A 14438-nucleotide genomic window follows, 5' to 3' on the forward strand; every position below is an offset into this window, starting at 1 on the left:
CCCACAAAGCGTCAGGCTTGCCGACGCCCGGGCTGGAGCTTTCCCGTCAGCCGCAACGTCGCTCCGGCGGCGGCTTCCGGACGTTGTCTAGCGAACAGACGACCTTCGATCCTTTACAGGCGATCCGTTACAGGCGGGTAATCGCTTCCTCGACAAGGCGGGCCAGGGCGGCGAGGTCGATGTCGACGGGAACATCCAGCCTGTCGACCAGACGCTCCGAATATTCGACCGGATCGCCGGCGAAGCTCCCGGTCAACTGGCTGAAATGCCCGATCAGCGTGGCCTGCGTCCCCATCTGGATGTTCCAGGAAGAGTCCGGATGGAAGAAGTCCGGGTTGTTCAGGTGAATCCAAGTGGCGTTGGGCGACAGGTAGACATGATTGGAGGTGCCGGCGCCGATCGGTGCGACCACGATCTCGGCCTGCGCGACAAGCTCGATCGTTTCCAGGACGTTCAGCGACTCCGGCGGAACCACCTCGAAACCGTAGCCGGCCAGCAGGTCGCCCACTGCGGCGTCGTTGGCGATGCGATGTTTCGGATACGAGTTCCGGCGGGACAGGAAGACGCGCCGGGGCAAGGGGCCGCGGTCGGGCCGGGTCCGTGGCAGCATCGCCTCGCGCAGCCAGCGATACGCGACGGGATATGAGACCGGCGACGGCACCACGGCCCGGTCGAAGCGGTAGAGCGAGAACGTGCCTTCATGGCCAAGGGTGCGGCGCATGTCGACGATGCGTTCACGCCGGATGCCGATCAGTTCGAGCATCTCGTACTGATACTCGCGCACGTCGAACAGAATGACCGGCAGTTCCTCCGCTTCCGGAACCCGGGTGCAGGCGATCAGCATCGGCAGCACATCAACCATGAAGTGCCAGTAATTGGGGGTCGAACGCACGAAGATCGCGCGTTCCGGAATATCGACCGCCCGGTAGAGCGGACGCGGCAGGCGGATCGCTCCACTCAGCAGTTCGGGCGTCACCCCGACCAGCGGCACATGGGCGCCGTTCACCACACTGTCCTTGCTTTCGCGAAGCATGTGCCGGCGATCGGCAAGGATGAAGCTTTCGAAGTTGTCCTTGACGTAAAAGCCCTGGATCACTTCGATTCTGGCGTCGAACGCCACCCCGACCGGCGCCGCGCCGAGAGCCGGCAGGTCGTCGAGATAACGGTGCAGGTAAGCGGGATAATCCTCGTATGCCGCCTGCGGCACCGGTTGGGCCTCGGGCTGCCAGATGTGGGCGGACAGTCCGGCGGCGGCGCACCAATCCGGAAACTCGTGGATATCGACCGTGAAAATGTCGATGTCGCTTTCCGCCACGGTGCGAAAATCATAGCGGTTCTTCACACGGACGCAGTCTTCGGCCAAGTCGCGCCAACCCGCGAGCAAGGCGATCCGGATGTGCCGCTCGAACAGGTCGTAGAGATACTGGTTCATGGTCGGGGCGTTGGCCAGCCCGAGAAGTGCGCTGCGAAGCCAGGGCCCGGCAGCGTCCATGTCGTTCCGCATGTGAGCTGCAAGAGCCATATCGAGCGCTTGGGCGCAATACAGCTCGCGCAGGGGCACGGAGCCGGGACTGGCGGCAACGCCGCGCTCATACCACCGGGCGGCGGTTTCCGGCTGGTTCAGGCTGCGGTACAGATTGCCCAGATTGATGAAAGGCGCGTCGAACCATGGGTTGACGGCAATCGCCCGCTGCATCAGCGCAGCCCCCGCCTGCGGATCTCCGGACCGCCAGCGCACCAGCCCCAGGCAATGCAGAGCATTGAAATCAAAAGGCGAATGGCACAATGCGATTTTGTAGAGCTGCTCGGCCTCGCCCAATCGCCCGGCTTGATGATGTGCAAGGGCGCTGGTCAGGAGATCGGTCGGGTTCGAGTTCATTTCCGATAATATAAAAGTTTGTTTCTGCCCCGCACCTTACCCCGATTGTCGGGCTGTATGGAATACTGGCTCGATCGATGTCCGGGTTATCGAACCGGGTCATTCACCCAGGGCATCGCCCGGACATCGATCGACAAGGTCGCACCCCAGGTTCACGCCGCGCGGATGCCGCCCAGCAGTCGGTCGATATCCTCGCTCAGGCTTTCGGAGCGTTGCGAAAGCGCGCGGGTGGCGTCCACCACCTGGGCGGCGGCGCTGCCGGTGCGGTTCACCGCGTCGTCCACCGAAACCACCGTATCGGCGATGCTCTGCACCGCATCGGAGGCATGGTTGATGCTGCGCGCGATCTCGTCGGTGGCGGCGGACTGCTCCTCCACCGCGGCGGCGACCATGGCGGTGATCTCGTCGATGCGGCTGATCGTACGGCCGATGTCGTCGATGGCCGACACAGCCCCCTGCGCCGTGGTCCTCACCGCCTGGACCTGCTGGGCGATCTCCTCCGTCGCCTTGGCGGTCTGGCCGGCGAGGCTGCGCACCTCCTCCGCCACCACGGCGAAGCCGCGGCCCGCCTCCCCCGCCCGCGCCGCCTCGATGGTGGCGTTCAGCGCCAGCAAGTTGGTCTGGCCGGCGATGGCGTTGATCATGCCGACCACGTCGCCGATCTTCTGCGCGGCGGTGGCCAGCGCCCCCATCAGTTCGTTGGTGCTGCGCGCCTCCTCCACCGCGCTGCGGGCGATCTGGCTGGAATCGCCGACCCGCCGCGTGATCTCGCCGATGGAGGCGGAGAGCTGGCTGGCGGTGGCCGCCACCGTCTGCACGTTCGACGCAGTATCGGCGACGGCGGAGCGCACGTCGGTCATGCGGCGGCAGGTCTGCTCGGCGGTGGCCGACATGCCTTCCGACGCCTCGCGCATGTCGGCCGACGCAGCGGCGATGTGGCGCGAGGCCTCCTTCACGCTGGCCTCGATGCTGGCGGTGATCGACTGGATGGTGCGCGACCGCTCGGCATCGGCGGCCTGCTTCATCGCGTCCTGCTCTTGCTGCAGCCGGGCGATCTCCGCGCTCTTGTCGCGGAAGACGCCGACGATCCCGGCCATTTCCGCGATCTCGTCGCGTCCACGGACCTTGGCGTCGGCCGTCAGATCACCGACCGCGACCGCCCGCATGGCGTCGATCACACGCAGCAGCCGGCGGGTCAGCCGGTTGCGGACATAGAACCAGGCGATCAGCAGGCTGGACAGCACCACGACGGCCGCGGCGCCGCCCTGGACGGCGACGGCCCCGGCAATCGCGCTTTCGGTCCGCGTCACGTCGGTGTCGGTGCGGTCCTGCTGGTGAGCAACGACGGCGTCGATGGTGCCGTTCAGTTCGGTGGTCAGCCGCACGGTCTCGGCCAGCGCGCTTTCGATGTCGGCGGTGATGCGCGCCTGATCGTCGCGCAGGCGGAAGACGCTGCCGGCGCCGCTGCCGAAGGCGGCCAGCCCGTCGCGCGCCTTGACCAGCGAGGGCCGGTCGGGATTGTCCTTCGGGAACGCCTCGATGGCGTTGTCGACGCGCAGCAGCGCCCAATTGTACTTCGACCGGATGTTGTTCAGCGTCGCGCCATAGGGCACGCTGGACGCGGCCGCGATCATGCCGAAGGCGAGGTTGCCGTTGGCCTGCACGTTCATCAGTTGGGTGATGACCGGCAGTTCCTCCTGCACCAGCCGGCGGCCCAAGCCCGTGGCGGTATCGACCGCCTGTGCCGCCGCCAGATCGCCCACCACGTTGTTGACCGACAGGGTCGACACCTCCAGCAGCGGCGCCACCAGATCGGTGAAATCCTCGTGCGCCATCACCGCGTCGGCCATCAGCGTGTTGAGCTTCTCCTCCAGGTCCAGCCGTTCGGCGGTGCGCTTGCCCAGCGTGTCCAGCGCCGCCCCCATGCGCTCCGCCAGCCCGGCCACCGCCTCGGCATCCGCCGCCATTCCTCCGGCACCCGCTCCCGACTGGCTGCGCATCGCCGCGATGCGGTCGCGCAGGGCCTCCAGCCGCCTGGTCAGGCCATCCATCCGCTCCGTCAGTTCGGCCGCGTCGCGCGATGCCGCCACCGCCGGCGCATCGGCGGCGATCGCCGTGCTGTCCTTCGCCAGATTGAGCGAACGGACGATTGCCGGCACGCTGCTGCGGCCGATCTGGCCCATCGACCGCCCGGTTTCAGTCAGCGACCACCAGGCCATGACGCTGGCGAAGGCGGCGAGCATCGCCACCCCGCCGAAGGCCAGGAACAGCCGCCCCTGAATGCCGAGCCGAATGCCCCGCCGCTCCCCACCCGGCGTCAGTTGCGTCATGTTCCTCTCCTATACGTAATGTTTTTGTCAGCAGTCTTGACAGTTTGGTATCGCGACAAGTTTGAAGGATGGCGCCAACGGCCGTCAGTCGCGGCAAACCCCTGTCGGGCACATATCGGAACCGCGTACGTCCTCTCTTAGCATGCGCGTTCATTTTCGTAAAGAAACATGCTTGTGTTGCGAACAATATCCGGCGTACATATCTGCCGTACGGGGCCGTAGGTTCGGGGTACGGCGGAATGCGCGGCGGAATCGCCCGGCCCGCCTGGATCGGAACCGCCGCCCGGTTGCCGTTTTCGCTTTGACCCATTCCGCGCATCTGATTCACTGACGCCCCACCCGACCGGAGACAGCCCCCGATGGATGCGCGCCTGGACGCCGAACGCCGCCAGCAGGAAATCGTGGCCCTGGTCCATGCCAAGGGCATGGTGCAGATCCAATGGCTGGCCGAGCATTTCGACGTCACGCCGCAGACCATCCGCCGCGACATCGAACATCTGGCCGGGCAGTCCGCCGTCCGTCGGTTCCGCGGCGGCGTCACCGTGCCGTCCAGCGTGGAGAACATCGCCTATTCCACCCGCCAGACCCTGATGGCGGAGGAAAAGCGCCGCATCGCCGAGATGGTCGCCCGCCATGTGCCGGAGGACGCCTCGCTGTTCCTCAACATCGGCACGACGACGGAGGCGGTGGCCCAGGCGCTGCTCGGCCACAAGCGGCTGCGGGTGCTGACCAACAACCTGAACGTCGCCACCATCCTCCACAAGAACACCAACTTCGCGCTCTCCATCGCCGGCGGCCTCGTGCGCGAGCGCGACGGCGGCATCATCGGCGAGGCGACGGTGGAGTTCATCCGCCGCTACAAGGTCGACATCGGCATCATCGGCATCAGCGGCATCGACGCCGAAGGCGACCTGCTGGATTACGACGAGCAGGAGGTCCGCGTCGCCCGCGCGATTATCGAAAGCTCGCGCCGGGTCTTCCTGGTCACCGACCACACCAAGTTCGGCCGCAACGCCATGATCCGCATGGCCGACGTCAGCGTGCTCGACGCGCTCTTCACCGACCGCCTGCCGCCGCCCGAACTGATGGAGGTGCTGGGCAACGCCGACTGCCAGGTCCACGTCGCCGACGGCAGCGAGCCGGCGAACGGCGACGGCGAGGATGCGGAAGACTGAGGGGATACCCTCCGTTTCGGCGAAACTGCTTCAAACGCGGCACCTCCACCCGCGGCCCCGATGTCGCTTGCCGAAGCGGGGCATCGCCTCCACTCTGTGATGTTGGGCCTTGTGAAAGCGGTTGGCCCGGCAAACAGATATCAGCAGGTGTGCGGTGATCATCGAAAGCGACCTCAAGCTCGACTTCAAGGATGTGCTGATCCGGCCGAAACGCAGCACGCTGCAGAGCCGCAACGACGTGGACGTCAACCGGACCTTCACCTTCCTGCACACCCAGCGCGACTGGACCGGCTTCCCGCTGATCGCTGCCAACATGGACGTCACCGGCAGCATGGGCATGGCCCGCGCGCTGTCGCGCTTCGGCGCCATGACCGCCCTGCACAAGCATTACAAGGCGGACGAGCTGGTCGCCTTCTTCCGGGCGGAGGCGGAATCCGCCGTTCAGTCGAACGTCTTCTATTCGATGGGCATCGCCGACGCCGACCATGACAAGTTCCAGTCGGTGAAGGCCCAGGCTCCGGTGGGCAAGATCTGTCTCGATGTCGCCAACGGCTATACCGAGCGCTTCGTCGAGGTGATCGCGCGCCTGCGCGAGGAGAACCCGGAGACCGTCATCATGGCCGGCAACGTCGTCACCGGCGACATGACGGAGGCCCTGCTGCTGGCCGGCGCCGACATCGTCAAGGTCGGCATCGGGCCGGGGTCGGTCTGCACCACCCGCAAGATGACCGGTGTCGGTTATCCCCAGCTGTCGGCCATCATCGAATGCGCCGACGCAGCCCACGGGCTGAAGGGTCAGGTCTGCGGCGACGGCGGCTGCACCGTGCCGGGCGACATCTCCAAGGCCTATGGCGCCGGCGCCGACTTCGTCATGCTGGGCGGCATGCTGGCCGGCCATGACGAGTGCGAGGGCGAGATCCGCTACGAGGACCGGGACGGCAACCGCGTGCCCGTCGCCATGACCTTCTACGGCATGTCGTCGGACACCGCGATGCACAAATACTCCGGCGGCGTCGCCTCCTACCGCGCCTCGGAAGGCAAGACGGTGGATGTCCCCTATCGCGGCCCGGTGGAGAACACGATGCAGGAGATCATGGGCGGCGTGCGCAGCATGATGACCTACATCGGCGCCACCCGCCTGAAGGAGGTGCCGAAGCGCACCACCTTCGTCCGCGTCGGCGCCCAGCTGAACACCGTGTTCGGCGGTTAAGCCGGAACGGGCACCCCGCCCAGAACTCCGGCGATTTTCCCGCATCCGATTCTTGTCTCTTGGACCCGTTCCGTTCTACTGGTTGGGTGAGCGGCGAATCGGATCTTTGCGGGAACGAGAGTGCTTATGGACGGGGTGCCCGGCAGCGGAGCGGACGTCATCCGCGCCCAGTTGCCGACCCTGCCGGACACGCCCGGCGTCTATCGGATGCTGGCGGCCGACGGGTCGGTCCTTTATGTCGGCAAGGCAAAGAACCTGAAGCGGCGGGTGGCCAGCTACACCCGGACCGACGGGCTGCCCAACCGCACCCGCCGGATGGTGTCGCTGACCCGCGCCATGGAGTTCGTCACCACCCACACCGAGGCCGAGGCGCTGCTGCTGGAAGCGAACCTGATCCGCAGCCTGCTGCCGCCCTTCAACATCCTGGTGAAGGACGACCGCTCCTTCTCCTACATCGTCATCGGGAAAGGTCACGACTTCCCCCGCCTGATACAGCATCGCGGCAGCGCCGAGCGGCGCGGCACCTCCGGCAAGGGCAACCGCAGGGACTCCGACCTGTTCGGTCCCTACGCCTCGCCGCATCTGGTCGGCATGACCATCGCCGCGCTTCAACGCGCCTTCCTGCTGCGCAGTTGCGACGACGGCGTGTTCGCCTCGCGCACCCGCCCCTGCCTGCAGCACCAGATCAAGCGCTGCTCCGCCCCCTGCGTCGGCCGCGTCAGCGAGGAGGAGTATGCCGATCAGGTCCAGGGCGTGCGCGACGTGCTGTCCGGCCGCAGCGCCGAGGTGCAGGCGGAGTTCGCCCGCCACATGCTCGACAGCTCCGACCGGCTGGAATATGAGGACGCCGCCCGCTGGCGCGACCGCATCCGCGCCCTGACAGCCCTGCAGAGCCGACAGGACATCAATCTGGAGGACACGCTGGGCGATGCCGACGTGCTGGCCCTGCACCGCGAAGGCGGCGCGGCCTGCGTCCAGGCCTTCTTCTTCCGCGGCGGCCGCAACCAGGGCACCCGCGCCTTCTTCCCCCGCATCGATGCGGAGGAGGAGCCGGGCGACATCCTGGCCGCCTTCGCCGCCCAGCTCTATGCCGACACCCCGCCGCCGGCCCTGCTGCTGCTGAGCGATCCGGTGGAGTCACCGGACCTGCTGGAGGAAGCGCTGAGCCTGTCCGCCGGTCACCGCGTCGCCGTGGAATGCCCGAAGCGCGGATCGAAGCGCCGCGCGGTCGAACACGCGCAGACCAACGCCCGCGACGCTCTCGGCCGCCGTCTGGCCGAACGGTCCACCCAGGCGACCCTGCTGGAGGGGGTGGCGCGCGTCTTCGGCCTGCCCGCCGCGCCGCGCCGCATCGAGATCTACGACACCTCGCACATCCAGGGCTCGTTCCCGGTCGGCGCCATGGTGGTGGCCGGGCCGGACGGGTTCCAGCGCAACGCCTACCGCCGCTTCTACATCCGCGATCCGGAGGCCGCCGGCGACGATTACGCCATGCTGCGCGAGACCTTCACCCGCCGCTTCCACCGCAGCAGCGAGGCCGGCCGCGATTCCGGCCAATGGCCCGACCTCGTCCTGATCGACGGCGGGCTTGGACAGCTGAACGCGGTGAAGGACGAGCTGGCGATGCTGCAGATCACCGATATCCCTCTGGTCGCCATCGCCAAGGGTCCCGACCGCAACGCCGGGCGCGAGCGCTTCTTCCGCCCCGGCCAGCCGCCGCTGTCCCTCGCGCCCAACGATCCGGTGCTGCATTTCCTGCAAAGGCTGCGCGACGAGGCCCACCGCACCGCCATCGACAGCCACCGCGCCCGCCGCATGAAGGCGATGTCGCACACCCGCATCGACGGCATCCCCGGCATCGGCCCGGCCCGCAAGAAGGCGCTGCTCCACCATTTCGGCAGCGCCACGGCCGTCGCCGCCGCCGGCCTGAAGGACCTGGAGGCTGCGCCCGGCATCAGCGAAGCCATCGCGCGAAAGCTCTACGAGCATTTCCACGGATAGACGGTTACGGCACCGACTTTCCCGTGAACGGGTTCCAGCCGACCGCCGCCAGCGCCGCCCAGGCGGTCGCGCCCAGATGGGGGCGGCGGTAATAGAGGAAGTCGTCGGTCTTGCTGTCCGGCCCGATGGCAAGCCCGGTGGACAGCACTTGCGGCCGGGTGGCGTAGAGATAGCCGCCGGGGCTGATCTCCTTCAGCAGCTCGCCGAACAGCCGGTCGGCATCGCCGCGGCGGCCGACGGCGCGGTAGGCGAGCGCGGCCTGTGCCGTGCCCTCCACCCACATGCCGTCGCGGTCGTCGTTGAAGTCGAAACCGCCGTCGGCGCCATGGGCGCGCTCCGCATAGGACAGGGCGGCCCGCCAGGCCTCCGGCGCCTTCGGCAGCAGCAGCGGCCAGAGCTGGGCATCGAGACCGGATGTGGAGGTGCTGACCGTCACCCCGTCCGGTGCGGTGCCGATGGGGAAATGGTCGCCGCCCGCCGTCCACATTTTATCGAGAAAATCGCGCGCCTCGCGTTCCGAGCCGGCGAAATCGCCGCCAAGCCAGCCGAACAGCGCAACCAGATCGGTGTTGTGCTCGGTCGATTTCCAGGTCAGTGGCTGCGGTGCGTCGTCGAAGCCCTGCAAGCCGCCGTTGAAGCCGCCGGGGCCGCGCGGATCGCGGGTATGCTCGACCACCCAGCGGGCCAGTTCTACCGCTCCGTCACGGAAGCGCGTCTCGCCGGTCGCATCGGCCAGCGTCAGCAGGGCCAGCCCGGCCCAGGCGACGTTGCCGGTCGCGGTGCCGACCTGATAGGGGTCCTCGCCCCAATGGTTGCCGACGGCATCCCACCAGCCATTCGGCGGGATCGGCCGCTGTTTCTGCGCGCCGGCCCGGTAGGTGTTGCGCAGCCGCCCCTTCCAGCCGGCGCGGTCGAGCGACACGGCGTCGAGCAAGGCCTCGCCGATGCGCAAGGCCTTGTCGCGCTGGCCGCAGGCGGTCAGCGCCATGATGGCCAGCGCGTTGTCATAGGTGAAGGCGGCGTTGGAAAGCGCCGGCTCCGAGGTTGGGCCGGGCGCGTATGAATTGTCGTAGCTGCGCAGGAACAGCGGGCCACGCCCGGACACCTCGTCGACCCGCGACGCGAGCGTGCCGCAGGTCTTCTGTGCCAGCTCCCTCGCCGGAGTGGCGGGTGCGGCGGATGCGGGGGCGGTCATGAGGACGGAAACCCCAAGTGCGACCACCGCCAACGCGGCACGGCCGAACCGTACGCCCCGCCGGGAGAGCATTCGCTTGACGCTGACACGCTTGGACATCGACACCGCCGGCCAGTTCCGGAAAGCCCCAGATATGGCCCCTTCGCCGGCCGACGACAACCGAACGGGATGGCGTAGCCCTCCTTACAGCGGCGCCAGACCCGCCATGATGTGCTTCTTGCGGTCGTCATAGGCGCCGCCCAACTCGGCCGCGCGCTCGTCGTCGAGGACGTCCCTGGCTTCCTCGAACAGTTCCTCTTCCTCTTCGTCCAAATGGTGGCGGACGAGTTCGCCCAGCACCTGCAGCTTTTCCTTCCAGCCGCTGTCGGTGGTCTTCATCGCGTTCAACTCGTCGAGCAGGCCATTGATGAGGTGATGCTCGTTCAACCCCTCGACGGTTTCCGACTTCGCCTCCTTGGCCTTCTTCAGCGAGGCGTAGAAGACACCTTCCTCCACCTTCGAATGGGCCCACAACTCGCGCTGCAGCTCCTCGAACACGGCGCGGCCGCTGCCGTTGGCCTTCTCGGTCTTTTCCAGAAGGCTGCGGATGGTGTCGTGATCGGTCTTGATGCGGGCGAAGATATCAGCCTGGGTGCCGGTGGTCTTGCTGGCCATCGTCGGGGTCCTTGGCAAATTGCGAGAGGCGACTGCCGGACGGCAATCGCGGAAAAGCTTGCCAGTAGAACCCCGCCGCGGCCGGACTGTTCCCGGCCTTATCACCCTCAGCCCCGCGGATGGGTGTCCACGAATTCCCGCAGGGTGTGCATCAGTTCCACCGCATGGTCGACATGCCCGTGGGCGCAGGCGTCCGCGATGTCGTCGGCGATGATGTGGGCGATGCGGTCGGGTCCGCCGGGGCAGTGGGCAAGGCAATGGCCCATCTCCACCGCAACCATTTCCGGCAGATGTTCGTGTTCGGCGATCGCGTCGATCTCCGCTTCGGTGAGATCGCTCAGCGCGATGCAGTCCTTGATCGTCAACATGGCGCGTTCCTCCCAGGAACGGCCGGGATGCCCTTTGGGCAGGGTCGAAAACGGTCCTGCTGATCGCCCCGCCGCAAATGCCGGAGCCGCACGGGATCCCCACCAGAAGAGGCGGCAGGAAAACCCGCGCGGCCGAAGACCAGCGACGATCAGTGAGCCATCAGAACCGGCAGCCCGGCGTGGTTCAGCACGTAGCGCGTGACACCGCCCAGGATCATTTCCCGCATCCGGCTGTGGCCGTAACCGCCCATAACCAGCAGGTCGGCGCCCAGCTCCACGGCTTTCTTGGTGACCGTCTCCCCAACGGGTTCCGATCCCGGATGCAATATAGTTAACTCAGGGTTAACGCCCTGCCAAGCGAGATATTGGGCAATGCGGCGTCCTGTCGCGCCTTCCGTCACCGAAGTTTCGGCGGTCAGAATGTGGGCTCGCTCGGCGCTGCGCAGGAAGGGCAGGGCCGCGGCGACGGCGCGCGTGGCTTCCGTCTTGCCGTTCCAGGCGACGGCGATGGTGTGGCCGATCTCCGCCGGCAGATTCTTCGGCACCAGCAAAACCGGCCGGGCGGATCCCAGCAGCGCCGTTTCCATGGTGGTGTAGCCCTGCGTGTCCGCCTCGATCGAGGTGTGGGCGCAGACGATCAGGTCGGCCAGACGCCCCTCGGCCGGCACCACGTCCTCGATCCGGCCGACGACCTCGCGCCAGGAGGCGGACGGCGCCTCGACCCCGCCGGGGACATCGCGCATCTCGAAACCGGCCTCGGCGACGGCGGCGTCGAAGGAACGGCGGGCGACGGCGCGATGGTTGTTCGATTCGGTCTCCGCCGCGCGCATGATCTCGTCCACCATGGCGCCGGACATGCCCTCGCCCAGCATCGGAACGGCATCGCGCGGGTCGAGGCTGACGAACAGGCCGACGAGGTGGGCGTCGAAATCGCGCGCCACCGAAATCGCGCCCTTGAGGGCCACCGGATCGTTCTCACTGCCGCACAGCGGCACAAGGATGGTCTTGTAGGTCATGGACTCCTCCCGGACCGGTTCGAGCGGCCCTTCCCGGACGGCGGCGGTCCGTCCGCCGGTGTGGCGGGCGATTCTCACCGGGCCGTCATTCGCCCCATCGTCGCTGCGGTCCGCGGTCCGGGGCAGGGGCCGCAAACCTTGAAGATGCAGTCCATAAGACGTTGTCACTCCTGGAATTAGGCCAAGCTTGCACGGGCGTCGTCCAGCACATCCGCTGCAACCCTGCCAGAATCCAGGCGCGTCCAGTCGATTGTACCCAAATCATAGGATTCCTGCCGTTCCACCACGTCGGCGGTGGCGTCGGACGCATCGTTGCGACGATTGGTCACACGCACCACCCGCTCCGACAGCGGCGCCTCCATCCAGATCCCGTCGAACCGCACCCCGGCCTCCGCCGCGACCGCTTCGATCCGGCGGCGCTCGTCCGGCCGGGCACTCACCGCATCGACCACCACGGCTTGGCCCGTTCCCAGCACCGACGCCGCCCGCCGGTACAACTCCGCATAGACCCGTTCCGTCACCGCCGCGGCATAGCCGTCGGCCGGCAGCCGGTCGGTGTCGGCGACTCCGCACAGCCGCTTGCGCAGCACGTCGCTGCGCAGCACCACCGCGCCGGGCGACGACCCCAGATCGGGCGCGATCCCCGTGGCCAGCCTGGTCTTGCCGGTGCCGGACAGCCCGCCGACCGCCACCAGCCGCGCCGGCGCCGGCTCCAGCGCGGCGAGCGCTTGGTCCAGATAGCGCCGCGCCTCCCCGGCCAACCCCTCCGCCTTTCCGCCAAGCCGCAGCGCCGCGGCCGACACCTTGGCCCGCACCGCCGCGCGCAGCGACAGGAACAGCGGCAGCGCCGCCAGCCCGCCGTAATCCGCCGTCTCCTCCAGATAGCGGTTCAGCACCGCGTTGCCCAACGGCCGTAGCCCGCGGTGATCCAGATCCATCAGCAGGAAGGCGAGGTCATAGAAGACGTCGGCCACCGCCAGCGCCTCGTCGAACTCGATGGCGTCGAACAGGGTCGGCTCGCCGTCCAGCAGGACGATGTTGCGCAGATGCAGGTCGCCATGGCCATGGCGGACGAATCCGTCCCGCCGCCGCGTCTCCAGCAGCGGGGCCAGCCGGTCGAGCGCCTGTCCCGTACGCTCCGCCAGCCGCGCCACCGCGTCCGCCGGAAACAGGTCCGGCGCGGCGCGCAGGTCTTCCAGATTGCCGTCCGCCACCACGCGCAGCGCCTCCACCCCGCCGCCATCCGGCCGGGGAGCGGCATCGCGGTGGAAGGCGGCGATCCGCTCGGCCAGACGGCGCATCAGGGCGGGGGTCAGGCCGTCCCGCTCGGCCATGCGGTCGAACAGCGCCTCGTCGGGGAAGCGCGCCATCGATACCAGCCAGTCGATTGCGTCCACTGGCACATCCCCTGCCGCGTCCCCGTCCTCTTCGTCCAGCCGCAAACCGCCATCGGCCCCACGGCGGATTGCTACAACGCCCCGATAAAGCGCCGGTGCGGTGCGACGGTTGATCGCCAGCTCCGCCAGACAGGCCGCGCGGCGCTTCCCGACCGTCGAATAATCCAGATAGGGATAGCGCACCGCACGCTTCAGCTTCAACGCCCGGTCACCCGCCAGGAACACCAGGGCGGCGTGGGTGTCGATCCGCTCCACCGACTGCCCGCCATGGGTGCGCGGATCGCCGAGAAAGGCGATCACCTCCTCCTGCGGCCCAGGGCCGGACGCTGGCTCGGCGGGATGCGCGTTCATGAGCATATGGTAACAGACGATCGTCCCGCGCCGCTCATGCTTTCATGGTTGAAACGCGGATGGCGATGACGACATCCTAGGGGTAGTGCCGATACTCCATGGGTCAGTCGCCACGCCCCATCGTTATAGTGGCCGGACCGCATGGTGCGATCCGACGCGTCACCGGGAGGGGGTGCCCGTGAACCGCCTGTTCAGCCGCCAGAGGAATTGCCTGCCAAGCGCCTTGCCCGCCTGGTCGCTCGCGGTCGTCCTCGTTTTCCTGGCGGCCGGCGCCGGTTCGGCACGGGCGGAGTCCATCGACGCGGACGGCCGGTTCGGCAACTGGGCGGTGGGCGGCCTCGCCTACAGTCTGCAGCCGCCGGCGGAAAGCAGCCTCACCATCCTGAACAGCAAGATGCGGATCGGGTCATCGCTGATCCCGCAGGTCGAACCCTATGTCAGCATCCAGCCCTGGATCGGGCCGGGCAGCGGCAGCAGCCTGACCCCGCGCGGCGCCGTGACCGGCCTCGGCGCGGGCCTGACGGGGGGACTGACCGGCGGCCTCAGCGGCGGCGTGCTGGTCGACGTGCCGCTCGGCTCCTTCGTCTTCACCCCCAGTTTCGGCGCCGGCACCCTGCCCACCGCCCGGCGCGAGGGCGCCCCCACCACCGAGTTCCGCTCGCAGCTGGAATTGGGATACGAGTTCGACAACAAGTCGCGCTTCAGCCTGGGCTACAGCCGCATCGTCAACGACGCCGCGGCGGGCGATCCGGCGGCCGGCACCAACAACGTCTTCGGCTTTTACTACCGCTTGCCTTTCGGCGGCCCCTGACCGGCCGCGATGGCCAGGACATCGTGTCGCGGCGTCTCATGTCCTGAAAAC

Annotated in this window: 11 protein-coding genes; 4 read left to right on the top strand and 7 right to left on the bottom strand. The window is 67.8% G+C overall.

Features of this window, described 5'->3' with window-relative positions; genetic code table 11:
• Window positions 1-127 precede the first annotated feature (127 nt).
• On the bottom strand, window positions 128-1879 hold the full coding sequence (locus FZ029_RS23115) for a glycosyltransferase family 61 protein (RefSeq protein ID WP_149272108.1): 1752 nt from the start codon (window positions 1877-1879) through the stop codon (window positions 128-130).
• A gap of 152 nt (window positions 1880-2031) precedes the next feature.
• Window positions 2032-4209 carry a HAMP domain-containing methyl-accepting chemotaxis protein gene (locus FZ029_RS23120; RefSeq protein ID WP_149272109.1) on the bottom strand — a complete coding sequence of 726 codons (2178 nt, stop codon included), beginning with the start codon at window positions 4207-4209 and terminating at the stop codon, window positions 2032-2034.
• 371 nt (window positions 4210-4580) lie between these two features.
• Between FZ029_RS23120 and FZ029_RS23125 the strand changes: the two genes are divergently transcribed.
• The 3 genes from FZ029_RS23125 to uvrC all read left to right on the top strand — a co-directional run bounded on the left by FZ029_RS23125 (window position 4581) and on the right by uvrC (window position 8595).
• Complete coding sequence (locus FZ029_RS23125) at window positions 4581-5384, top strand: DeoR family transcriptional regulator (protein WP_244560979.1); 804 nt, start codon at window positions 4581-4583, stop codon at window positions 5382-5384.
• A gap of 154 nt (window positions 5385-5538) precedes the next feature.
• Window positions 5539-6594, top strand: a complete 1056-nt coding sequence (locus FZ029_RS23130) for a GMP reductase (protein WP_149272110.1) — start codon at window positions 5539-5541, stop codon at window positions 6592-6594.
• Between the two features lie 126 nt (window positions 6595-6720).
• Window positions 6721-8595: an excinuclease ABC subunit UvrC gene (gene uvrC / locus FZ029_RS23135; protein WP_149272111.1), complete on the top strand. Its 1875-nt coding sequence runs from the start codon at window positions 6721-6723 to the stop codon at window positions 8593-8595.
• Window positions 8596-8599: 4 nt separating this feature from the next.
• On the opposite strand, the gene FZ029_RS23140 is transcribed toward uvrC, so the two are convergent.
• From FZ029_RS23140 to FZ029_RS23160, 5 genes are all read right to left on the bottom strand, one after another.
• Window positions 8600-9790, bottom strand: coding sequence for a hypothetical protein (locus FZ029_RS23140; RefSeq protein WP_247892458.1), 1191 nt, complete (start codon window positions 9788-9790; stop codon window positions 8600-8602).
• 183 nt (window positions 9791-9973) lie between these two features.
• Window positions 9974-10444 (bottom strand): hemerythrin domain-containing protein, encoded by a 471-nt coding sequence (locus FZ029_RS23145; RefSeq protein ID WP_149272112.1) that lies wholly within the window; start codon window positions 10442-10444, stop codon window positions 9974-9976.
• Window positions 10445-10551: 107 nt separating this feature from the next.
• On the bottom strand, window positions 10552-10812 hold the full coding sequence (locus FZ029_RS23150; RefSeq protein WP_149201389.1) for a hypothetical protein: 261 nt from the start codon (window positions 10810-10812) through the stop codon (window positions 10552-10554).
• Window positions 10813-10961: 149 nt separating this feature from the next.
• Window positions 10962-11828: a universal stress protein gene (locus FZ029_RS23155; RefSeq protein ID WP_149272113.1), complete on the bottom strand. Its 867-nt coding sequence runs from the start codon at window positions 11826-11828 to the stop codon at window positions 10962-10964.
• A 176-nt stretch (window positions 11829-12004) separates the two neighbouring features.
• Window positions 12005-13576: a bifunctional aminoglycoside phosphotransferase/ATP-binding protein gene (locus FZ029_RS23160; protein ID WP_149272114.1), complete on the bottom strand. Its 1572-nt coding sequence runs from the start codon at window positions 13574-13576 to the stop codon at window positions 12005-12007.
• Window positions 13577-13754: 178 nt separating this feature from the next.
• Between FZ029_RS23160 and FZ029_RS23165 the strand changes: the two genes are divergently transcribed.
• On the top strand, window positions 13755-14387 hold the full coding sequence (locus FZ029_RS23165) for a hypothetical protein (protein WP_149272115.1): 633 nt from the start codon (window positions 13755-13757) through the stop codon (window positions 14385-14387).
• The last annotated feature ends 51 nt before the right edge of the window (window positions 14388-14438 follow it).

The organism is Azospirillum sp. Sh1, assembly GCF_008365135.1.
Taxonomy (GTDB): domain Bacteria; phylum Pseudomonadota; class Alphaproteobacteria; order Azospirillales; family Azospirillaceae; genus Azospirillum; species Azospirillum oryzae.